This window comes from Nonomuraea sp. NPDC050227 (assembly GCF_044459705.1).
In the GTDB taxonomy this organism is placed as follows: Bacteria; Actinomycetota; Actinomycetes; order Streptosporangiales; family Streptosporangiaceae; genus Nonomuraea.
The window spans coordinates 209,739-229,551 of record NZ_JBITJF010000006.1 but is presented as its reverse complement, the minus strand read 5'-3'; the positions used below and the strand labels follow the sequence as shown (position 1 = coordinate 229,551).

Genomic DNA, 19,813 nt, shown 5'->3' with positions numbered 1-19,813 from the left:
GTGATCCTGGCGATCGACGTCGGCGGCACCAAGATGGCCGCCGGGCTGGTGGCCCCGGACGGCGCCGTGATCACCTCCCGGCGCGCCGCCACCCCCCAGAACGCCGACGCCGAGACGCTCTGGCACACCCTCACCACCCTCATCGACCCCCTGTCGGCGCGTGCCGAAGGGGTGGGCGTGGGCTGCGGCGGGCCGATGACCTGGCCCGACGGCGAGGTCTCGCCGCTCAACATCCCCGGCTGGCGCGGCTTCCCGCTGCGCGCCCGGCTGGCCGGCCGGTTCCCCGGATTACCGGTACGCCTCCACAACGACGCCATCTGCCTGGCCATCGCCGAACACTGGCAGGGCGCCGGCCAGGGCAGCGCCGACATGCTGGGCATGGTGGTCTCCACCGGCGTCGGCGGCGGCCTGATCCTGGGCGGACGCCTGGTCAACGGCGGCACGGGCAACGCCGGCCACATCGGTCACGTCGTGGTCGAACCGGACGGCGGCCCCCGCTGCGGCTGCGGCGGCCACGGCTGCCTGGAAGCGATCGCCCGCGGCCCCGCCCTCACCACCTGGGCTCTCACCCAGGGTTGGACCCCTGCCGCCGTCTCCGAGCCCGTGAAGGCGTCCGACGGTGGGGAGGCGTACCTGGAGGATCGGGCGGTCACCGGGCGGGCGCTGGCGGCCGACGCGCTCGCCGGGGACCCCGTGGCGGTGCTGGCGATGCGGCGGGCCGGACGGGCGCTCGGGATCGCGATCGCCTCCGCCACCCACCTGTGCGACCTGGACCTGGTCACGATCGGCGGCGGACTGTCGCAGGCCGGCGAACCGCTGTTCGGCCCCCTGGAGGAGGCGCTGCGGAACCACGCCCGCATGGGTTTCGCCCGCCGCCTCAAGGTCGTGCCCGCCGCCCTCGGACAGGAGGCCGGCCTGGTAGGCGCCGCCGCCCTCCTCCTGGCCGGCGACGCCTACTGGCCCTCCACCCGCGACTGACCCCCGCGACTCGCGGGATGGGCGCCGGGCGGGTGCGAGCCGAGGGTGCGCAGGCCGCGACCCGCCCGGGTTCCTGTCCGGGCCGCCCTTGTCGGAGGTCGGCCCGAGTCGGAGATCAGCCCTGCTGGGTGTGCACGCCGGAGCCCTCGTCGTCGCCCGTTTCCGTACGGGTGCCGGAACGGTCGTCGTTCTGGTCACCCGGCGGCGGGACGGGCATCGCGACCGGTTCGCACCGGGCCACCGCCCCCTGGACGACCTGCAGCGAGGTGGACACCGGAGGAGCCTCGGGCCCGCTCCTGTCCAGGGTGACCGCCAGCACCAGGGTCCGCCCCGCCGGGACCTGGCCCTTCGCGATCCGGAAGGAGATCCCGTCCCCGCTCCTGCCGATGCTCGCCTCGAAGCGCCCCTCGCCGCCCCCCTGACGCCCCCGCGGCTCCTTGCAGGTCTGGCCGTACGGCAGGTAGTCCACCACCGCCTTGACCCCCGCCGCCGCCAGCTCGGCCGCCAGCCCGCCGGGGTCCCGGAAGGCGTTGATCTCCACCGCGACCCCGCCGTCGGCCGTCCCGGTCACCGCGTACGCGGGCCCCGCGCCGAACAGGCCGGTGGCCGTCACCGCGGCGACCACGGCGACCCCCGCAGCCGCGGCGGCGAGCCCCATGGCCCTGCGCCGGGGCCGCCGGACGACCGGAGCCGTGACGGGCCGCGTCCCGGCCGCCATCTCCGCCTTGAGCGCGCCGAGCAACCGCTCCTCGAAAGTGTTCATGCCTGTCCCTCCACGTACACGGCCGACGGCGAAGCGACGTTCTCCAGGGCGCGTCTGGCCCGGTGCAGGCGGACCCGCGCGGTCACCTGCCTGATGCCGAGGGCGGCGGCCGCCTCGGAGACGGTGAGCTGGTCGATCGCCACGAGCTCCAGCACCGCGCGTTCGCCCTCCGGCAGGCCCGCCATGGCCTCCAGGGCGCCGCGCATCCCGCGCTCGGCGTCGATCCGCTCCTCCATCCGGACGAGGTCGTCGTCGTCCATCAGCCGCCGCCCCGCGATCCGGCCGGCCGCCCGCGCTTCCCGGGCCGACCTGCGCAGCTGGGCCGACACCACGTTGCGGGCCACGCCGTACAACCACGCGGTCTGGCTGCCCCGGCCCGGCACGTAGGTGTGGGCCGAGTCGAGGGCCGCCAGGAAGACGTCGGCCGTCAGGTCGGCGGCCAGGTGGGGATCGCTCACCCGCCGGACCACGAACCGCATGACGACGTCGACATGGCGGCGGTAGAAGGCCTCGAAGGCCGCCGGGTCCTCGTTGAGGCGCACTGGCCTCGCTCCCTTCGTCGTTCGCCCTTACACCTGTACTTGGACCGGGCGAAGGAAAGCGTTTCGGCGCAGGTCAGGCGAGGGTGGGGCGGCGCGGCTGGAAGAGCCACGCGTCGAAGAGCGGGTCGAGGTCCTTGCCGGACAGCCGCTCGGACAGGTCGACGAACTGCCGCGTGGTGACGTTGCCGTAGCGGTGTTCGGCGGTCCAGGTCTTGAGCAGCTTGAAGAACGTCGGGTCGCCGACCGCTTTGCGCAGGGCGTGCAGCGCCATGCCGCCGCGGGTGTAGACCGACTCGTTGAACAGGTCACCGGGCTTGGCCCGGCCCGGCGGGTAGGACCACATCGGGTCTTTGACGCCGCGGTTGTAGAAGTCCTTGAAGATGGTGTCGGCGGTCTTCTTGCCCCGGTGCTCCGACCACAGCCACTCGGCGTACGTCGCGAAGCCCTCGTTGAGCCACAGGTCCTTCCACCGCTTGATGGTCAGGCTGTCGCCGAACCACTGGTGGGCCAGCTCGTGGGCGATGATGCCCTCGTCGGGGTCGAAGCCGCCGTAGAGGGGCTTGGTCTGGTTCTCCAGGGCGTAGCCGGCCGAGTAGTCGTCGACGATGGCGCCGGTCGAGGAGAACGGGTAGGCGCCGAAGACCGTGCTCCAGTAGTCGGTGATCTCGCCCGAGACGTTGTAGACGCGGTCGAGGCCGGTCTTGAACTTCGGATCGACGGCCGCGTACGTCGGGATGCCGCCCGGCGAACGGCCCTGACGCACCTCGAACTTGCCGATCGTGGCCGTGGCGAGGTAGGTGGCCATCGGGTGCCGCTCGCTCCACCGGTAGGTGGTGCGGCCGCCCGCGGTGGACGGGGACGCGCTCTGCTCGCCGTTGGCCACGACGGTCAGGCCGGCGGGCACGGTGACCGTGAAGTCGAATGTGGCCTTGTCGGCCGGGTGGTCGTTGCTGGGGAACCAGGTCTTGGAGCCGTTGGGCTCGGAGGCCACGAACGCGCCGTCGGCGGTGGGGATGAACCCGTACGTGCCCAGGTTGGCGGTGTCCTTGGCGGGCGTGGGGCTGCCGGAGTAGGAGATCTCGGCGGTGAACGGCGAGCCGGCGTCGAGCCGCGCGGCCGGGGTCACGGTCAGCTCGCCGTTCTTGCGGGAGAAACGCGCGGGCGAGCCGTCGACGCTGACCTTGGCGACGTCGAGGCCGGTGAGGTCGAGGTTGAAGCTCGACAGGTCCTGGGTGGCCTTGGCGCGGATCTTGGTCAGGCCGGTGAGCCGCTTGGTCGCCGGGGTGTAGTCGACGGTCAGCGAGTAGTGGGCGACGTCGTAGCCGCCGTTGCCGTCCTGCGGGAAGTCGGGGTCGCCGATGCCCGGCGCGCCCGTGTGGCGGCCGGCGGCCGAGCGGGGCGGCGGCTCGTCGGTGGGCGCGCACGCGAGCACGCTGATCAGCGCCACCAGCACGGCCGCGCCGCGTCTTCTGATCCGCATAGGTGAACCAGCCCCCTTCAGCCCGTGACCTGAATCTTACGCAGGGTCACGCGGTCCCGACGACTCGTCACCGTGGAGGGGGAAGAGCCGGAGGCGCCGGCGGCTCCCCGCCGCCGGCGCCTCATCAGCCCAGAATGTGGTGGTGGTCCCATAAAATCCAGATCACCCCCACTAAGTCGGGACAAACTAAAGGTTGCCCCTGCGTTCCTGCTCGCGCTCGATCGCCTCGAACAGGGCCTTGAAGTTGCCCTTGCCGAAGCCGAGCGACCCGTGCCGCTCGATCAGCTCGAAGAAGACCGTGGGACGGTCCTGGACCGGCTGCGTGAAGATCTGCAGCAGGTAGCCGTCCTCGTCGCGGTCGACCAGGATCTTGCGCTTCTTCAGCTCCTCGATCGGCGCCCTGACCTGCCCGATGCGCTCGCGCAGCTCGGGGTCGTCGTAGTAGGAGTCCGGCGTGTCGAGGAACTGCACGCCCGCCGCGCGCATGTGGTCGACGGTGGTGAGGATGTCGTTGGTGGCCAGGGCGATGTGCTGCACGCCCGGCCCGCCGTAGAACTCCAGGTACTCGTCGATCTGCGACTTCTTGCGGCTGATCGCCGGCTCGTTCAGCGGGAACTTGACCTTCCGGGTGCCGTCGGCCACGACCTTGGACATCAGCGCCGAGTACTCGGTCGCGATGTCGTCGCCGACGAACTCGGCCATGTTCGTGAAGCCCATCACCTTGCGGTAGAACTCCACCCACTCGTCCATCTTGCCGAGCTCGACGTTGCCGACGCAGTGGTCGACCGCCTGGAACAGGCGTCCGGTCTTCGTCGCGGGCGGCGCGACGAGCGGCTCGGCCGGCACGTAACCGGGCAGGTACGCGCCCCCGTAGTTGGACCTGTCCACGAGCGTGTGCCGGGTCTCGCCGTAGGTGGCGATGGCCGCGAGCACCACCTTGCCGTGCTCGTCCTCCAGCGTGTACGGCTCCACCAGGCCGGTGGCCCCGTGGGCGACCGCGTAGGCGTACCCGGCCTCCACGTCGGGCACCTGGATGGCCAGGTCGATCACGCCGTCACCGTGCTCGGCGACGTGCCTGGCCATGTCCGTGCCGGGCCGGATCGAGGCCCTGAACTCGAAGGTGGCGCTGCCCGAGGTCAGGACGTAGGCGACTTCGTCGCGGCTGCCGTTCTCCGGCCCGCGGTAGGCCACCAGTCGCATGCCGAAAGCGGTCGAGTAGTAGTGGGCGGCCTGCCGGGCGTTGCCCACGGCGAACACCACGGCGTCCATGCCGTTAACCGGAAAGACATCAGTCATACCCCTAACTCTCGATTTAGCTGGACGAGTTGTGCAACAGTTACTTGAACGAGTGCACAATCTGTCCACCCATCTCGGGTCAGAGTCGGAGAACTTGTACAGCATGACGATCGACGAACTGGACGCCCGGCTGATCTCGCTGCTGACCGCCGAGCCCCGGCTGGGCGTGCTGGAGTGCTCACGCCGCCTCGGCGTCGCCCGCGGCACCGTCCAGGCCAGGCTCGACCGGCTGGTGGCCAGGGGTGTGATCACCGGGTTCGGGCCCGACGTGTCGCCCGTGGCGCTCGGCTACGACGTGACGGCGTTCGTCACCATGGAGATCAGGCAGGTCTCCGGGCACGACCCGGTCGCCCACCGGCTGGCCCACATCCCCGAGGTGCTGGAGGTGCACACCATCACCGGCGGCGCGGACCTGCTGTGCCGGGTGGTCGCGCGGACGAATGCCGATCTGCAACGGGTCATCGACCAAATCGTGGATGTTCAGGGGGTGCTCAGGACTTCTTCGATCATCGCACTCGACACCCCGGTTCCTTACCGAGTGCTGCCTTTGGTCGCCGATGTTCCGCGCCGCGGCGGGCGCTAGACGTACCATCGCTTAGGGACGAGGCACCGTTATCGATCGTTTACCCTTGACATTCGCCCAGCTTGCGGGGGTTGGGCGAGGGTGTCTCAGAGGGGGGTCTCGGATGCGGGGCGGTGGTGGAAAAGGCATGCGGAAACGGCGCGTACTCCGAATAGTGTTGATCTCTTTCGGCGCCGGAATCGCCGTGCTTGCCGGTCTTTTCGCCATTGCGTGGGCGATGACTCCCATTCCCGACAGCACGCAGAAATCGGCCACCGCCGAAGGCTCGGTGATCTATTACCGCGACGGCAGGACGGTGCTCGCCCGGCAGGGCGTCGACCGCCGGAACGTCGAGCTGGCCAAGGTGCCCAAGCACGTGCGCGACGCGGTCATCGCCGCCGAGAACCGCTCGTTCTACAACGACGGCGGCGTCTCGCTCAAGGGCACCGCGCGGGCCGTCTGGTCCACCGTCACCGGGCAGCAGCTCCAGGGCGGCTCCACGATCACCCAGCAGCTCGTGCGCAACTACTACAGCGGCCTCAGCCAGGAGCGCTCGGTCACCCGCAAGTTCAAAGAGATCCTCATCGCGATGAAGGTCGACCAGTCCAAGTCGAAGGACTGGGTCCTGGAGCAGTACCTCAACACGATCTACTTCGGCCGCGGCGCCAACGGCGTCCAGTCGGCCGCGCGCGCCTACTTCGGCAAGGACGTCGACAAGCTCACCGTCGCCGAGGGCGCGTACCTGGCGGCGGTCATCCAGCAGCCCAGCCGGTTCGCCGACCCCGAGGGCGCCGACCTCGACGCGGCCCGCTCCCGCTGGCAGGCCGTGATCAACGCCATGGGCCAGACGGGCGCGCTGTCGCGCCAGCAGGCCGCCGCCGAGCGTTTCCCGGTGCTCAAGGCGCCCAAGAAGCCGTTCGAGCTCAAGGGCCAGGGCCAGTACATGCTCGACCAGGTCACCGCCGAGCTCAACCGGCGCGGCTACTCCGACGAGACCATCAACAGCGGCGGCCTGAAGATCGTCACGACGTTCGACAAGAAGCTCATGACGGCGGCCGAGCAGGCGGTCAAGGACGTGCTCCCGGCCTCGACGCCGAAGAAGGTGCGCACCGGGCTGGCCGCCGTCGATCCGGCCACCGGCGAGGTCGTCGCCTTCTACGGCGGCCGCCACGACCAGGTCGGCGACTACGACAACGCGTTCTCGGCCAAGCGGATGGCGGGGTCGACGTTCAAGCCGTACACGCTGGCCGCCGCGCTCGACAACGGCTTCGACCTGTCCACCAGGGTCGACGGCAACTCGCCGCTGCGCGTGGCCTCGGCCGACAAGCCCATCCCCAACGACAGCGGCCGCTCCTACGGCCAGATCAACCTGGTCAGCGCCACCCAGAACTCCGTCAACACGGCCTTCGTCGACCTCGGCCAGAAGGTCGGCCTGAACAAGGTCGCGGAGGTCGCCGAGGCCGCGGGCATCCCCAAGGAGCAGTTGCAGGGGCAGCAGGCGTACGCGACCTTCCCGCTCGGCGTGTCCTCGGTCAGCGCCGTCCAGAACGCCTCGGGCTTCTCCACCTTCGCCAACAAGGGCGTGCACATGGAGGCCCACGTGGTGAAGTCGGTCACCGACGGCAAGGGCGAGAAGAAGACGGTCAAGCCCGTCGCCACGAAGGTGGTGGGGGAGCAGGCCGCCGCCGACACCGTCTACGCGATGCAGCAGGTCGTCAAGTACGGCACCGGCACCGCCGCGCGCCTCTACGACCGTCCGGTGGCCGGCAAGACCGGCACCACCGACGACTCCAAGAACGTCTGGTTCAACGGGTTCGTCCCGCAGCTCGCCGTCGCCGTGAACATGTTCCGCAGCGACGACGAGACCGTCACCATCCCCGGCTACGGCACGCAGTTCGGCGGCCAGCTCCCGGCGCAGATCTGGCGGGCGTTCATGACCGAGGCCATGGCCGGCGAGCCCGTCGAGGAGTTCCCCGAGCCCTCCCAGTACGGCTACGAGTCCTCCTACTCGCCGCCCGACCGCGGCCGCGACGTCCGCGACCAGCAGTCGACGCCGCCCGCCGACCAGAACGAGTGGGGCAACCCCGACTCCGGCCCCACCGATCAGCAGCCGTTCGGCGACCCGACGGTCACCGAGGCGCCCACCGACGACGGCTCCGGCGACAACGGCAGGACCGGCCGCGACCGGCAGGACGAACGCCCCCAGGACGCGCCCACGGCGCCCTCCGACCAGCCTCTGGGGCCCCCGGACGAGAGCCGCGACACCCAGCGAGACAACCTCGGCCGGCCGTCAGGCACCGGCTAGCTCGGCCCGCAGCTCCTCCACCGTGGTGACCGGCAGCCGGCAGGCGAACCCCCTGCACACGTAGGCGGCCGGCGCGCCGTCGACGGGGCCGCGCCCCTCCAGCAGCGCGGGGAACGGCTCGCCGCCGGCCTCGCCGTCGCCGGGCGCGACCACCAGGCCCGGCACGTCGGCCAGCAGCGCCTCCCGGTGCAGGGCGGCCGTACGCGGGTCGGCGGGGCTGCCGACGACCGCCACCTCCACGGGGCCGTCGAGCGCCGCGCGGGCCACGGCCAGCCCCCAGCCGGCGAACCTGGCGTGCCGGTCGGCCAGCACCGACACCGTGGCGAGCGCGGCCGCGGCGGCCTCCCGGTGCCGGGCCGAGCCGGTCAGCGCGCCGTAGGACAGCAGGGCCCCCGCGGCCGCGTACTGGCCGGAGGGCGTGGCGTTGTCGGTGGGGTCCTGTGGACGCTGGAACAGCCGTTCGGCGTCGTCAGCGGTGTCGTAGAAGCCGCCGGAGCCGTCGGAGAAGCGGTCGAGGACCGTGTCGAGCAGCGTCCCGGCCAGCCGAAGCCATCTCGTCGCGCCGGTCACGCCGTAGAGGGAGATCAGCCCCTCGGCCACGTTCGCGTAGTCCTCCAGCACGCCCGCGTTGGCGCCCGCGCGCCCGTCGCGGGAGGTGCGCAGCAGCCGCCCGCCGCTCGTGTGCACGTCCGCGAGCAGCTCGGCCGCCGCCGTGGCGGCCTCGACCAGGTCGGGACGCTCGAACACCACGCCGGCCTCCGCGAGCGCCGCGACGGCCAGGCCGTTCCAGGAGGCCACGACCTTGTCGTCGCGGCCCGGCCGCACCCGCAGCTCCCTGGCCGCCAGCAGCCTGCCGCGCACGCCGGCGTACCGCACCGGGTCCTCGGGGTCGCGCGGGAGCTGGAGCACCGACGTGCCGTGCTCGAACGTGCCGGTGACGTCGAACAGGCCGGTGGCCCAGCGGCCGTCGTCGTCCCCCAGGACCTCGCGCAGCTCCTCGGGCGTCCAGACGTAGAACTTGCCCTCCACGCCCTCGCTGTCGGCGTCGAGGGCCGAGGCGAGGCCGCCCTCGGGCGTGCGCAGCTCGCGCAGCATCCAGCCGGCCGTCTCCAGCGCCACCCGGCGGGCCAGGTCGCCGCCGCCCGCCTTCCACCAGTGGGTGTACACCCGCAGCAGCAGGGCGTTGTCGTAGAGCATCTTCTCGAAGTGCGGGACCACCCACTCGGCGTCGACGCTGTACCGCGCGAAACCGCCGCCGAGCTGGTCGTAGATGCCGCCGCGGGCCATGGCTTCGAGCGTCCGGCCGCTCATCTCGCGCTCGCCGGAGCGCAGCAGGAACTCCAGGACCATCGACGGCGGGAACTTCGGCGCGCCGCCGAAGCCGCCGTTGACCGGGTCGAACGACTCGCGCAGGTTGGCGACGGCCCGCTCCAGCGTCTGCGCCTCCGGAGTGGCGCCGCGCGGGAACGCGGTGTTCTGGTTGAGCGCCTCGACCACCTTGGCGCCCTGCGCCAGCACCGACTCCCGGTCGCCGGTCCACACCCGGTGGATCTCGGCCAGCAGCCGCCGGAAGTGGGGACGCGGGAAGTACGTGCCGCAGTAGAACGGATGGCCGTCGGGCGTGGCGAACACCGTCATCGGCCAGCCGCCCTGCTGGGTCATGGCCTGGGTGGCGGTCATGTAGACGGCGTCGACGTCGGGCCGCTCCTCGCGGTCGACCTTGACGTTGACGAAGTGCTCGTTCATGAGGGCGGCCGTGTCGGCGTCCTCGAAGCTCTCGTGGGCCATCACGTGGCACCAGTGGCACGCCGAGTAGCCCACGCTGATCAGCAGCGGCACGTCCCGGCGCCGGGCCTCGGCGAACGCCTCGTCGCCCCACGGGTGCCAGTCGACGGGATTGCCCGCGTGCTGCAGCAGGTAAGGGCTCGTGGCGTCGTTCAACCGGTTCATCAGGACCTCCCTCGCTCACCCTAAACCGCGCCCCCGGGGCAGGCCCGCCACCCCCGCGGCTGACTCGGGCGGGGCGGACGGCGTAGGTTACGGGCGTGGACATCGACTACGTCTGCGCCCACGCCGGCCGCCCGCCCGCCGCCGTCACGCGCAGGGACGTCGCCCGCGCGCTGCTGGCCGTGCCCTCGGGCGTGGCGCTGGTGGCGCTGCCCGATCTGCGGCGGGCCATGGTGGCGGCGGGCAACCCGCTCTCGCAGCCGTTCTGGGACTCCGCCAAGGCCACGCTGAGCTCCATCGAGGCGGGCGTGGCCACCGTCGGCGACGTGCAGCGCTGGGTCGAGTCCACCGGCACCGAGCCGATCCTCATGACGCCCAGCTACTTCGTCTGGCCCGAGGAGGACGAGCGCGGCCCGGTCGCGGCCGAGATGTTCGGGCGCATGGTCTCCTTCCTGGAGGAGCGCGTCGCCGCCGGGGAGATCGACCCGGACGCGCTGGCCCAGGGCGACCACGCCGCCCGCCGGGCGTACGAGGAGCTCCAGGAGCACTGGCTGGCCACGCCGCTGCCCGACGGCCGGGTGCCCGGCTTCGCGGTCAGCGACGAGCAGGACGAGGAGCTGTTCGCCGCCCTCGACGAGGAGGAGGCGTTCGCGCTGTCGGAGCTGCGCCGCATCGTCGGCGAGCTGCCCAAGGCGCCCGAGCTGCCGCTGGTCGAGCTGGAGCTGGCCGCCGCGCGCCTGCGCGTGCTGCTGGACCTGCCCGGCTACCCCGCGAACGTGCTGCGCGCCTGCGCCGGGTTGGACGACCGGCCGATGCCGGACGACGACCGGGAGTTGTGGCTGGCGGTGGCGGCGGGCGTGGCCGGGCCGATCTCCGACCTGTCCGAGGCCGACGACGTGCCGGAGGAGTTCGCCGACCTGGAGGGGGAGCTCGGCCACGAGGACACCGCCCTGGCCAACCTGTGCGCGATCCAGCACGCCGACTGGCTGGCCGCGGTGGCGGCGCTGGCCCGCATGGGGCCCGGGGTGCTGGCCTCGCCGGAACGCCTGGCCAGGCTCATCGCCGAGTCCGACGACATCGAGTCGGGCGAGCAGGACGACGACGACCTCGACGCCACCGAGGGCCTGTTCGCCTCGGTGGTCAGCCTGTGGACCTACCTGGGCATCGTGGACGCCGACGAGGTGCTGACCCCGCTCGGCTGGTGGGGCCTGCCCAAGGCCCTGGAACGCGCCTGGTCACCCCGCGACTGACGGGTCGCTGTACTCCTTGAACTCGGGGTGACGCTCGATGTAGCGGGCCACGTACGGGCACAGCGGCACGATGCGCAGCCCGGTGTCGACGCTCGTGCGCAGCGCGTACTCCACGAGCCTGCTCGCCAGGCCCTGGCCCTCGTAGGCGGGCAGCACCTCGGTGTGCGTGAAGACGACTTTCGTGGGCAGCAGTCGATAGTCGGCGAACCCGGCGACCTTGCCGTCGACGAGGACCTCGAAGCGGCACTCCGTCGAGTTGTCGACTACTTCGATCGGCATCTATTCGGCTTTCTTGTCCGTGTCGCCCTCGTGCGGAACCTGGATCTTCGACATCTGCTTGTTCATCGACTTGATGAGGATGTAGAGGGCCAGCCCGATGAGGGCGACGACGGTGAAGCCGAGCAGACCCGGACTGACATCACCAGCTGCGAGAACTGTCACACCTTCAGTCTGCCACCCGTATGCCGTGGTCCGGTCAGTGGCAGGCGGGTGAGACGTCCTCGGCGTGGATGCCGGCGAACAGGTCGTCCTCGGGCAGCTCGGTGTCGACGAGCGAGCGCGCCAGGTGGTAGTCCTCGGTCGGCCAGATCTCCTGCTGCAGCTCGCGCGGGCAGACGAACCAGAAGCCGTCGGGGTCGACCTGGGTGGCGTGCGCGAGCAGCGCCTCGTCGCGGATCTGGAAGTATTCGCCGCACGGCACCCGCGTCGTGACCGGCCACTTGGCCGGCCGGTCCTCCCAGCGGGAGATCCAGTCGGAGTACGGGGAGCCGAGGCCGCGCTCGGTCATGGCCTCGTGCAGCGCCTCGAAGCGCTCCTTGGTGAAGCCCATCTGGTAGTAGAGCTTCATCGGCTGCCACGGGTCGCCGGTGCCGGGGTAGCGGTCGGGGTCGCCGGCCGCCTCGAACGCCTCGACGGAGACCTTGTTGGTCATGATGTGGTCGGGGTGCGGGTAGCCGCCGTCGTCGTCGTACGTGATGATCACGTGCGGGCGGAACTCGCGCACGGCGGCCACCAGCGGGGCCGAGGCGTCCTCAAGCTTCTGCAGCGCGAAGCAGCCCTCGGGCAGCTCCTCCTCCTCGCTCTCCGGCAGGCCGGAGTCGACAAAGCCCATGAAACGCTGCTGGACCCCGAGGATCTCGCGGGCCCGCTCCATCTCCGCCCTGCGCACCTCGCCGATGTTGGCCACGATCTCGGGCCGGTCCATCTTCGGGTTGAGCACGGAACCCCGCTCACCGCCCGTGAGGGTACAGACCAGCACTTCCACGCCTTCGCGCACGTAACGCGCCATCGTGGCGGCGCCCTTGCTCGACTCGTCGTCGGGGTGGGCGTGGACTGCCATCAACCTCAGGGGTGCACTCACGGGCGCGTTCTCCTCACAGGGTCTCCTCGGTGGAGGACCGGTCACTCGTCCAGAGAGGTTAGTTTCTGCTGGGCGGTCGCGAGGGCACGCCCCCCGCGGGCGACAATTGTCTCGGATAACGCTCAGGGAGTGCAGGGAGATTCCGCCATGGTCACCGAAGATGTCGGGAACGGACCCGTTCTCGGCACACCCGACGATTTCCCCGACCGTCCGAAGAGAGGCGGCCGGCTGGTCGTGCATGTCGTGATCGGCGTGCTGGTGGCCATCGTCGCGGGCGGCTGGGGATGGGTGATGTGGTCGATGACGGCCGGCGGCGGCTCGGAGGCCCCGGCGCAGGTCGTCTCGTTCAGCATCGACGCGCCCGGGCGCGCGGAGATCACCTTCGAGGTGTACAAGCCCGACGATAGAGTGGCCGTCTGCCGGATCAGGGCACTGGACGTCTACCACGCGGAAGTCGGCAGCAAGGAAGTAAGAATCCCGGCTGGTGAGGGTAGTAAGCAGCTCAAGGAGAGCCTCGACACCAGTGGTGAGGCCACTTCCGTCCACATCCAGTACTGCAATCTCGTATAGTGAGACATTTGGGGAAGCGTCCGGACGGCTGAGTTGTTAGCCTTTCGCAATTCGACCGTCCACATCCTCAAGTGATCTCAGGGCCCCCTAGGCAAGCAAGGAGAACCCGTGGCCGACTCTCGCGATGAGAACGTCACATGGCTGACGCAGGAGGCGTACGACCGCCTGAAGGCGGAGTACGAATATCTCTCTGGCCCCGGGCGCGTCGACATCGCCAAGAAGATCGAGGCCGCCCGTGAGGAGGGCGACCTGAAGGAGAACGGCGGCTACCACGCCGCCAAGGACGAGCAGGGCAAGATGGAGGCCCGGATCTTCCACCTCCGCCAGATCCTCGACAACGCCAAGGTGGGAGAGGCCCCCAAGACCGAGGGCGTGGTCGGCCCCGGCATGACCGTGACGATCCGGTTCGTCGGCGACGACGACGAGGTCACCTTCCTGCTCGCCTCCCGCGAGGAGAGCGGAGCGCCGATCGACGTCTACTCGCCCAAGTCGCCGCTCGGTTCGGCGATCAACGGCAAGAAGATCGGTGAGAAGGCGACGTACTCGATGCCCAACGGCCGCCAGAACACCGTCGAGATCCTCGAGGCTGTGCCGTACATCGGCAACTGACCCCCGCAGATCCTGACCGCCGGGCCCACGTCGGCCCGGCGGCGTTTTCGCGTTCGCCGGGAATCGCGCAGGACCTCAGCTTCCTGGTGAAGACGCGGAAACGGCGAGACTTATCCAGGCTCATCCCCTTCATCGTGGTGATGCTGGTGGCCGTGCTCACCACCGACGTGCTGGTGCTGGTCCAGACGGGGGAGGAGCAGGCGCCGGTCGAGGTGGTGCGGGCGCGGCCGGTGCCGAAGCAGACGCTCATGGCCCAGTCCCGTGCCGACCAGTCCGTGGCTCCGCTGGGCAAGCTGCGCAAGCCCAACCTCTTCGTGCTCACCCGCAAGCCGTTCACCGACGAGCTGCTGCGCAAGGTCGCCGGGCTGCGCGGCGTACGGGCCCTTGAGCTGGCCGACGCGGCCTCCATCTCGCTCGACGGCAAGCGGGTGCAGACGCTCGCGGTGAACCCGTCCACGTTCCGGGCCTACACCCCCAAGGTGACGGCGTCGTCGGACGCCCTGTGGCAGAACGTGGCCTCCGGCGACGTGGCGGTCTCGTTCGTGCTGGGCAACGACGGCGGCCTCGCGCTGCACAGCCGCGTGAGCGGGCCGGCCGGGCCGCTGCGCATCGGCGCGTACGCCACCACCGGGTTCGGCGCGGTCGACGCGGTCGTGTCCAAGGAGACCGGGCGCAGGCTGCGCCTCCCGCGTGACAACGCGCTCATCGTCAGCGCCCCGGGCGCGAACTCCGACGCGCTGCGCCGGGCCATCCTGGCCGCGATGCCCAAGGGCACGCAGGTGGCCACCGTCAACCCCGTCCAGCCGCGGCCCAGGGCCGACACCCCGAAGAACTGGCCGTCCGGGTCGTTCATGACCGTGGAACAGCTCACGGCGGCGCTGAAGGCCGCGGTGTCCAAGCTGGGCCGGCCGTACGTGTGGGGGGCCGAGGGGCCCGACACGTTCGACTGCTCGGGGCTGGTGCAGTGGGCGTACGGGCAGGCGGGCGTGCGGATGCCGCGGGTGACCCACCAGCAGTGGGTGGCCGGGCCGCAGGTGCCGCTGGCGCAGGCGCAACCGGGCGACCTGATCTTCTGGCGCAACGACCCGACGAATCCGGGTTACATCTCGCACGTGGCGATCTACTGGGGCAACGGGAAGGTGCTGCAGGCGCCGCGCACCGGGGACGTCGTCAAGATCTCCCCGTTGAGCACGCGGAACCTGGCCGGCGTCGTCCGGGTCAGCCCCGTCGCGGCCGCCCGCGTCCGCTGAACGAACCTTCGTACGATCCGCGGTTCGGCTCGTGCATTTCCCGCGCAACTGTGTAATCGTGATTACATGTCAACAGACGATATGAGCGCGCAGGTCCGCGGCTGGTTCACCGGCCGGCTCCCCGAGGGGTGGTTCACCGGGGCCCCCGAGATCGTCCGTGACCGCGAGGAGATCGCGGTGCTCGGCACGCTGCCCGACCCGCCCGCCGACACGCCCGAGGCCGAGCGGCTCGCCCTCATCGAGGGGCTGGCCCGCCGGTTCCGCGAGGAGACCCGCGAGCGGCGGATCGAGATCGCCCGCGAGGCGGAGCGCCGGTTCCGCCAGAAGGTCTCCTGGGGCGTGCGGTGCGGGGGCGAGACTGTGATGTTCACCACACTCTCCGTGCCCGTGATGACGCGTCTGCGTCAGTCGGAGCGTCAGGTGCTCGACACACTGGTCGCCGCCGGGGTGGCCAGGAGCCGCAGCGACGCGCTCGCCTGGTGCGTGCGCCTGGTCGGCAAGAACACCGACACCTGGCTGGCCGAGCTGCGCGACGCCCTCCAGCACGTCGACAGAGTGCGCAACGCGGGCCCCGACGTCAATTCCTGAGAACACCGGCGGAAACGGCTCGGGAAATTGGACTAAACCACTGCGGTAATTGGTTTAGACCACGTGAATTGGCCTGGACCAACCCCGCGAAATTCCTCTTTTAAAACTCCGAGTCCTGGGTAGGCTCCCCGGATCGTCAGGGCCGCTGCCTGCGGCGACGGTCGCGCCAACAGGTCTATGCCAATTGGCTTTCATGCGCCTTCGTCGTTAATGATGACTGGGCCCTGAGAGAGTGGAGGAGTCGCAGTCGTGTCCGTTTCCGTGGAAGTGCCCGCGCCGACGAGCAATCGCGAATTGGTCGCGTGGGTGAACGAGATCGCAGCCCTGACCCAGCCCGACCGGATCGAGTGGTGCGACGGCTCGGAGGAGGAGTGGACGCGCCTGACCAACCTCCTCGTCGAGCAGGGCACGCTCACCCGGCTCGCCGCGCGCCCGAACAGCTTCTACGCCAAGTCCGATCCCAGCGACGTGGCGCGGGTGGAGGACCGTACCTACATCTGCTCGGAGCGCGAGGAGGACGCGGGCCCGACCAACAACTGGATCGCTCCAGCGCAGATGCGCCAGACCTTCTCCGAGCTCTTCGCGGGCTGCATGCGCGGCCGCACGATGTACGTCGTCCCGTTCTGCATGGGCCCGCTCGGCGGCGAGATCTCGCAGCTCGGCGTCGAGATCACCGACTCCGCGTACGTGGCCGTGTCGATGCGGATCATGACGCGCATGGGCGACCGGGCGCTGCGCCTGATCGAGCAGCGCGGCGGCTTCGTCAAGGCCGTCCACTCCGTCGGCGCCCCGCTGCGGCAGGGCCAGTCCGACGTGGCCTGGCCGTGCAGCTCCACCAAGTACATCAGCCACTTCCCCGAGACCCGCGAGATCTGGTCCTACGGCTCGGGCTACGGTGGCAACGCGCTGCTCGGGAAGAAGTGCTACGCGCTGCGCATCGCCAGCGTCATGGCCCGCGACGAGGGCTGGCTGGCCGAGCACATGCTCATCCTCAAGCTCACGCCGCCCGACGGCGAGACCCGTTACGTCGCCGCCGCCTTCCCGAGCGCCTGCGGCAAGACGAACCTGGCCATGCTCCAGCCCACGATCCCGGGCTGGAAGGTCGAGACGATCGGCGACGACATCGCCTGGATGCGCTTCGGCGACGACGGCCGCCTGTACGCCATCAACCCGGAGGCCGGCTTCTTCGGCGTCGCGCCCGGCACCGGCCAGGTGACCAACGCCAACGCCATCAAGACCCTCTGGGGCAACAGCATCTTCACCAACGTCGCCCTGACCGACGACGGGGACGTGTGGTGGGAGGGGCTCACCGAGGAGCCCCCGGCGCACCTGACCGACTGGAAGGGCCGCTCCTGGACGCCCGACAGCGACGAGCCCGCCGCCCACCCGAACGCCCGCTTCACCACACCCGCCTCCCAGTGCCCGACCATCGCACCGGAGTGGCAGGACCCCAAGGGCGTGCCCATCTCGGCGATTCTCTTCGGCGGCCGCCGCGCCACCGCCGTGCCTCTGGTCACGGAGTCGCTGAGCTGGGAGCACGGCGTCTTTCTCGGAGCCAACGTCGCCTCCGAGAAGACCGCCGCGGCCGAGGGCAAGGTGGGCGAGCTGCGCTACGACCCGTTCGCCATGCTGCCGTTCTGCGGCTACAACATGGGCGACTACTTCGGCCACTGGCTCGACATCGGCCGGGTCGAGGGCGCGAAGCTGCCGCGCATCTACTACGTCAACTGGTTCAGGAAGAACGACGAGGGCAAGTTCATCTGGCCCGGCTTCGGCGAGAACAGCCGCGTGCTCAAGTGGATCGTCGACCGCCTCAACGGCGAGGCCAAGGCGAACCCGACGGCGATCGGCCTGCTGCCCGCCGAGCTCGACACCGACGGCCTCGACCTGTCCGAGGAGGACCTGCGCACGCTGCTGTCGGTCGACCGCGACGTGTGGCGCGAGGAGGCGGCCCTGATCCCGGCTCACTTCGAGAAGTTCGGCGACCACCTGCCGAAGGAACTGTGGGACGAGTACGACGCCCTGCTCGACCGGCTCGGCTGAGCGGGCGCGCGCGGTGCGGCGGTGCTGGCCGCCGCACCGCGCGGGGGCGTTCTGATCGCCCGGAACCTTTATGCCTTGCTTATACGTCTTCTCGGTACGCGGCCCGACAGGCCGCACGAGGGGAGGGCGTATGGATCTGTTCCTTCTCATCCTCGCGGTGGCGCTGGCCGTGGCGGCCGGGGTCACTGTTCTGGCGGTCCGGCGCGAGCACGCCGCTATCCGGGGGGCCGCCGTCGAGCCCCGGCCGCACGATCTCGGCCCCTACGAGCTGGCCTTCCTGGCCGGCGGATCCAGGCGCGTCGCCGACACCGCCGTCGGGCTGCTGGCGGCGTCAGGGGCCGTACGCGTGTCCCGCGACGGACGGGTGCACCGGGTGGCCGGCGCCCGGAGCACCGGCGAGCCGGTCGAGGACGCCGTCCTGGACGAGGTCGAGCGCAACCCCGGCGCGTGGGCGAGCACGATCAGGGAGCGCGTGAGCCAGGGCGAGACCCTGGACGCCCTCAGGTACCGGCTGGGCAGGATCGGCGCGGTTCACCCCACCGGCTCCTTCACCCAGGTGGACCGGCTGATCGTCCGGTTACGGGTGCTGGCGGTGCTGGCGCTCGCCGGGGCGGCCGTGGAGGCGCTGTCGGTGGCCGTCGAGGGCACGTCGCCGCTTCCCCTGGCCGCGCTCGGCGTCCTGGCCGGGACGGTCGTGGGCGCGCCGAGCGCCATCGCCGGACACCGGCGCACGTTCCCCACCGATCTCACCGCTTCCGGGCAGGCCGCGCTCGACCGGGCCAAGCTGGACCACCCGCCGGGCACGTCCAGCGGCCCGGTGGCCGTCGCGCTGTACGGCCTCGGCGAGCTGAACGACGCCAACCTCGTCCTCGCGCTCGACGGCTCCCCGGCCCGTACGGTCGCCCCCAGGCGGCGGCGCGGCGGCGACCAGTCGCACAGCGCCGGCGCGGGCGGTTGCGGCACGGCGGGATGCGGCGGCGGGAGCGGCTGCGGCGGCGGCTGCGGGGGCGGCTGCGGCGGCGGGGGGAGCTGACATGCCGGACCTGCCGGACCTGCCGGACCTTGGGGTGGGCATCGGGTGGCGGCCGGAGCTCGACCTGACGATCGAGCGGATGGCGGGCGTCGGGTTCGTCGAGGTGGTGGCCGAGAACATCGACCCCGATGACCTGCCCGAGTCGCTGCGCGTGCTGCGGTCCAGGGGCGTGCCGGTGATCCCGCACGGCGTCTCGCTCGGCGTCGGCGGCGCCGAGCCGCCGGACCCGGCCCGGCTCGCCCATCTCGCGGCCTGCGCGCGGGCCCTGGACTCGCCGCTGGTCAGCGAGCACCTGGCGTTCGTCCGCGGGGGCGGCGTGGAGGCGGGGCACCTGCTTCCGGTGCCGCGGACGCGGGAGTCGCTGGAGATCGTCGTGGAGAACGTGCGGCTGGCCCAGGAGGCGCTGCCCGTGCCGCTGGCCCTGGAGAACGTGGCGGCGATCTTCGGCTGGCCGGACGACGAGCTGACCGAGGCCCGCTTCCTGGCCGAGGTCGTGGAGCGTACCGGGGTGGGGCTGCTGGTGGACGTCGCCAACCTGTACGCCGCCCAGGTCAACCTCGGGCTGTCGGCCGTGGCCGCGCTGGACGCGCTGCCGCTGGAGCACCTGGCGTACGTGCACGTGGCCGGCGGGCACGAGCACCACGGGATCTGGCACGACACGCACACCGCCGCCGTGCCGCCGGCCGTCCTCGGCCTGCTGACCGAGCTGTGCGCCCGGACCAGGCCGCCCGGGGTGCTGCTGGAGTGGGACGACGACTACCCGGGCGACGCCGCGCTCGCCGGCGAGCTGACCCGCATCCGAGCCGCCATGTCCTCAGTGGAGCAGTCAGTGGAGCAGACCGTGGGCGGGCGCGGTGAGTGACGGGGCGCGGGCGCGGCTGGCGGAGGCGCAGGGGCGGGTCGTCGCGTGCCTGGTGGCCGGGGCGGATCCGCCGGCGGGCTTCGACGCCGGGCGGCTGCGCGTGCAGGCGTCCGCGCTGCTCGCCAAACGGCGCGGCGTGGTGGCCAGGCTCCGCCCGGACGCCGCCCGTGCCGCCGGGCCCGCCCTGGCCGCGGAGTTCGCCGCCTACGCGGCGGCCCGTGCCGTCCCGCCGCCCGGCTACCGGGCCGACGCCGACGACTTCGCCGCCTGGCTGCGCGCCCGCGGCCTCATGCCGGCCGCGAGGCCGCGCGGGTGGGCTCGCCTGCTCTTCGTGTTCCGCCGTGATCGCCGCTAGGCTTGCCCGTAGCAAGCGCT

At 71.2% G+C, this 19,813-nt stretch carries 20 protein-coding genes; 12 read left to right on the top strand and 8 right to left on the bottom strand.

The annotated features are described in order from the left end of the window. A complete protein-coding gene (locus ACIBK9_RS24575) occupies positions 1-978 on the top strand; it encodes an ROK family protein (RefSeq protein WP_397161343.1) in 978 nt (325 codons plus the stop codon). Between the two features lie 115 nt (positions 979-1,093). Here the strand turns inward: ACIBK9_RS24575 and ACIBK9_RS24570 are convergent, their stop codons facing one another. From ACIBK9_RS24570 to hppD, 4 genes are all read right to left on the bottom strand, one after another. Continuing rightward, entirely contained in the window at positions 1,094-1,741 is a 648-nt protein-coding gene (locus tag ACIBK9_RS24570) for a hypothetical protein (protein ID WP_397161341.1), read from the bottom strand. Beyond that, positions 1,738-2,283, bottom strand: coding sequence for an RNA polymerase sigma factor (locus ACIBK9_RS24565; RefSeq protein ID WP_352352982.1), 546 nt, complete (start codon positions 2,281-2,283; stop codon positions 1,738-1,740). The genes ACIBK9_RS24570 and ACIBK9_RS24565 overlap by 4 nt, the downstream gene beginning before the upstream one ends. A gap of 73 nt (positions 2,284-2,356) precedes the next feature. Beyond that, positions 2,357-3,763, bottom strand: a complete 1,407-nt coding sequence (locus tag ACIBK9_RS24560) for a M1 family metallopeptidase (protein ID WP_397161339.1) — start codon at positions 3,761-3,763, stop codon at positions 2,357-2,359. A gap of 186 nt (positions 3,764-3,949) precedes the next feature. Next, complete coding sequence (gene hppD / locus ACIBK9_RS24555) at positions 3,950-5,059, bottom strand: 4-hydroxyphenylpyruvate dioxygenase (RefSeq protein WP_352323249.1); 1,110 nt, start codon at positions 5,057-5,059, stop codon at positions 3,950-3,952. Positions 5,060-5,162: 103 nt separating this feature from the next. Here hppD and ACIBK9_RS24550 point away from each other — a divergent pair, with 103 nt between their 5' ends. After that, positions 5,163-5,642, top strand: coding sequence for an Lrp/AsnC family transcriptional regulator (locus ACIBK9_RS24550; RefSeq protein ID WP_352323250.1), 480 nt, complete (start codon positions 5,163-5,165; stop codon positions 5,640-5,642). 217 nt (positions 5,643-5,859) lie between these two features. Continuing rightward, on the top strand, positions 5,860-7,926 hold the full coding sequence (locus ACIBK9_RS24545) for a transglycosylase domain-containing protein (protein ID WP_397161336.1): 2,067 nt from the start codon (positions 5,860-5,862) through the stop codon (positions 7,924-7,926). Here ACIBK9_RS24545 and ACIBK9_RS24540 read toward each other — a convergent pair. Continuing rightward, positions 7,912-9,876, bottom strand: coding sequence for a thioredoxin domain-containing protein (locus ACIBK9_RS24540; RefSeq protein WP_397161334.1), 1,965 nt, complete (start codon positions 9,874-9,876; stop codon positions 7,912-7,914). The two genes, ACIBK9_RS24545 and ACIBK9_RS24540, sit on opposite strands and share 15 nt — an antisense overlap. 95 nt (positions 9,877-9,971) lie before the next feature. On the opposite strand from ACIBK9_RS24540, the gene ACIBK9_RS24535 reads away from it, so the two are divergent. Beyond that, on the top strand, positions 9,972-11,123 hold the full coding sequence (locus tag ACIBK9_RS24535) for a hypothetical protein (RefSeq protein WP_397161332.1): 1,152 nt from the start codon (positions 9,972-9,974) through the stop codon (positions 11,121-11,123). On the opposite strand, the gene ACIBK9_RS24530 is transcribed toward ACIBK9_RS24535, so the two are convergent. From ACIBK9_RS24530 to mca, 3 genes are read right to left on the bottom strand one after another with little or no spacing between them, the layout of a single operon-like run. Next, positions 11,109-11,402 carry a GNAT family N-acetyltransferase gene (locus tag ACIBK9_RS24530; RefSeq protein ID WP_352323254.1) on the bottom strand — a complete coding sequence of 98 codons (294 nt, stop codon included), beginning with the start codon at positions 11,400-11,402 and terminating at the stop codon, positions 11,109-11,111. The two genes, ACIBK9_RS24535 and ACIBK9_RS24530, sit on opposite strands and share 15 nt — an antisense overlap. Beyond that, positions 11,403-11,564 (bottom strand): hypothetical protein, encoded by a 162-nt coding sequence (locus ACIBK9_RS24525; RefSeq protein ID WP_352323255.1) that lies wholly within the window; start codon positions 11,562-11,564, stop codon positions 11,403-11,405. A gap of 34 nt (positions 11,565-11,598) precedes the next feature. Continuing rightward, entirely contained in the window at positions 11,599-12,483 is an 885-nt protein-coding gene (gene mca, locus ACIBK9_RS24520) for a mycothiol conjugate amidase Mca (RefSeq protein ID WP_352323256.1), read from the bottom strand. A 147-nt stretch (positions 12,484-12,630) separates the two neighbouring features. Here mca and ACIBK9_RS24515 point away from each other — a divergent pair, with 147 nt between their 5' ends. The 8 genes from ACIBK9_RS24515 (at position 12,631) to ACIBK9_RS24480 (ending at position 19,793) form a co-directional block, all read left to right on the top strand. Then, positions 12,631-13,053, top strand: a complete 423-nt coding sequence (locus ACIBK9_RS24515) for a DUF4307 domain-containing protein (protein ID WP_397161329.1) — start codon at positions 12,631-12,633, stop codon at positions 13,051-13,053. Positions 13,054-13,161: 108 nt separating this feature from the next. Next, a complete protein-coding gene (gene greA, locus ACIBK9_RS24510) occupies positions 13,162-13,662 on the top strand; it encodes a transcription elongation factor GreA (protein WP_352323258.1) in 501 nt (166 codons plus the stop codon). A 140-nt stretch (positions 13,663-13,802) separates the two neighbouring features. Then, positions 13,803-14,912, top strand: a complete 1,110-nt coding sequence (locus tag ACIBK9_RS24505; RefSeq protein ID WP_397161704.1) for a C40 family peptidase — start codon at positions 13,803-13,805, stop codon at positions 14,910-14,912. A gap of 66 nt (positions 14,913-14,978) precedes the next feature. Continuing rightward, positions 14,979-15,500 (top strand): hypothetical protein, encoded by a 522-nt coding sequence (locus ACIBK9_RS24500; protein ID WP_352352974.1) that lies wholly within the window; start codon positions 14,979-14,981, stop codon positions 15,498-15,500. A 249-nt stretch (positions 15,501-15,749) separates the two neighbouring features. Then, positions 15,750-17,543, top strand: a complete 1,794-nt coding sequence (locus ACIBK9_RS24495) for a phosphoenolpyruvate carboxykinase (GTP) (protein ID WP_397161327.1) — start codon at positions 15,750-15,752, stop codon at positions 17,541-17,543. 130 nt (positions 17,544-17,673) lie between these two features. Continuing rightward, positions 17,674-18,576: a TIGR04222 domain-containing membrane protein gene (locus ACIBK9_RS24490; RefSeq protein WP_397161326.1), complete on the top strand. Its 903-nt coding sequence runs from the start codon at positions 17,674-17,676 to the stop codon at positions 18,574-18,576. Between the two features lies 1 nt (position 18,577). Continuing rightward, positions 18,578-19,438, top strand: a complete 861-nt coding sequence (locus tag ACIBK9_RS24485; protein WP_397161325.1) for a DUF692 family multinuclear iron-containing protein — start codon at positions 18,578-18,580, stop codon at positions 19,436-19,438. Further along, positions 19,431-19,793 carry a hypothetical protein gene (locus ACIBK9_RS24480; protein ID WP_397161323.1) on the top strand — a complete coding sequence of 121 codons (363 nt, stop codon included), beginning with the start codon at positions 19,431-19,433 and terminating at the stop codon, positions 19,791-19,793. Before ACIBK9_RS24485 ends, ACIBK9_RS24480 begins: the two co-directional genes overlap by 8 nt. Positions 19,794-19,813: the final 20 nt, after the last annotated feature.

What these genes read in the sequence shown, in the direction of transcription:
- ACIBK9_RS24570 (WP_397161341.1), bottom strand. Translation starts at nt 1,741, where the DNA reads ATGAACACTTTCGAGGAGCGGTTGCTCGGCGCGCTCAAGGCGGAGATG.
- ACIBK9_RS24560 (WP_397161339.1), bottom strand. Translation starts at nt 3,763, where the DNA reads ATGCGGATCAGAAGACGCGGCGCGGCCGTGCTGGTGGCGCTGATCAGC.
- hppD (WP_352323249.1), bottom strand. Translation starts at nt 5,059, where the DNA reads ATGACTGATGTCTTTCCGGTTAACGGCATGGACGCCGTGGTGTTCGCC.
- ACIBK9_RS24550 (WP_352323250.1), top strand. Translation starts at nt 5,163, where the DNA reads ATGACGATCGACGAACTGGACGCCCGGCTGATCTCGCTGCTGACCGCC.
- ACIBK9_RS24545 (WP_397161336.1), top strand. Translation starts at nt 5,860, where the DNA reads ATGACTCCCATTCCCGACAGCACGCAGAAATCGGCCACCGCCGAAGGC.
- ACIBK9_RS24540 (WP_397161334.1), bottom strand. Translation starts at nt 9,876, where the DNA reads ATGAACCGGTTGAACGACGCCACGAGCCCTTACCTGCTGCAGCACGCG.
- ACIBK9_RS24530 (WP_352323254.1), bottom strand. Translation starts at nt 11,402, where the DNA reads ATGCCGATCGAAGTAGTCGACAACTCGACGGAGTGCCGCTTCGAGGTC.
- ACIBK9_RS24515 (WP_397161329.1), top strand. Translation starts at nt 12,631, where the DNA reads ATGGTCACCGAAGATGTCGGGAACGGACCCGTTCTCGGCACACCCGAC.
- ACIBK9_RS24505 (WP_397161704.1), top strand. Translation starts at nt 13,803, where the DNA reads ATGCTGGTGGCCGTGCTCACCACCGACGTGCTGGTGCTGGTCCAGACG.
- ACIBK9_RS24500 (WP_352352974.1), top strand. Translation starts at nt 14,979, where the DNA reads ATGTCAACAGACGATATGAGCGCGCAGGTCCGCGGCTGGTTCACCGGC.
- ACIBK9_RS24490 (WP_397161326.1), top strand. Translation starts at nt 17,674, where the DNA reads ATGGATCTGTTCCTTCTCATCCTCGCGGTGGCGCTGGCCGTGGCGGCC.
- ACIBK9_RS24485 (WP_397161325.1), top strand. Translation starts at nt 18,578, where the DNA reads ATGCCGGACCTGCCGGACCTGCCGGACCTTGGGGTGGGCATCGGGTGG.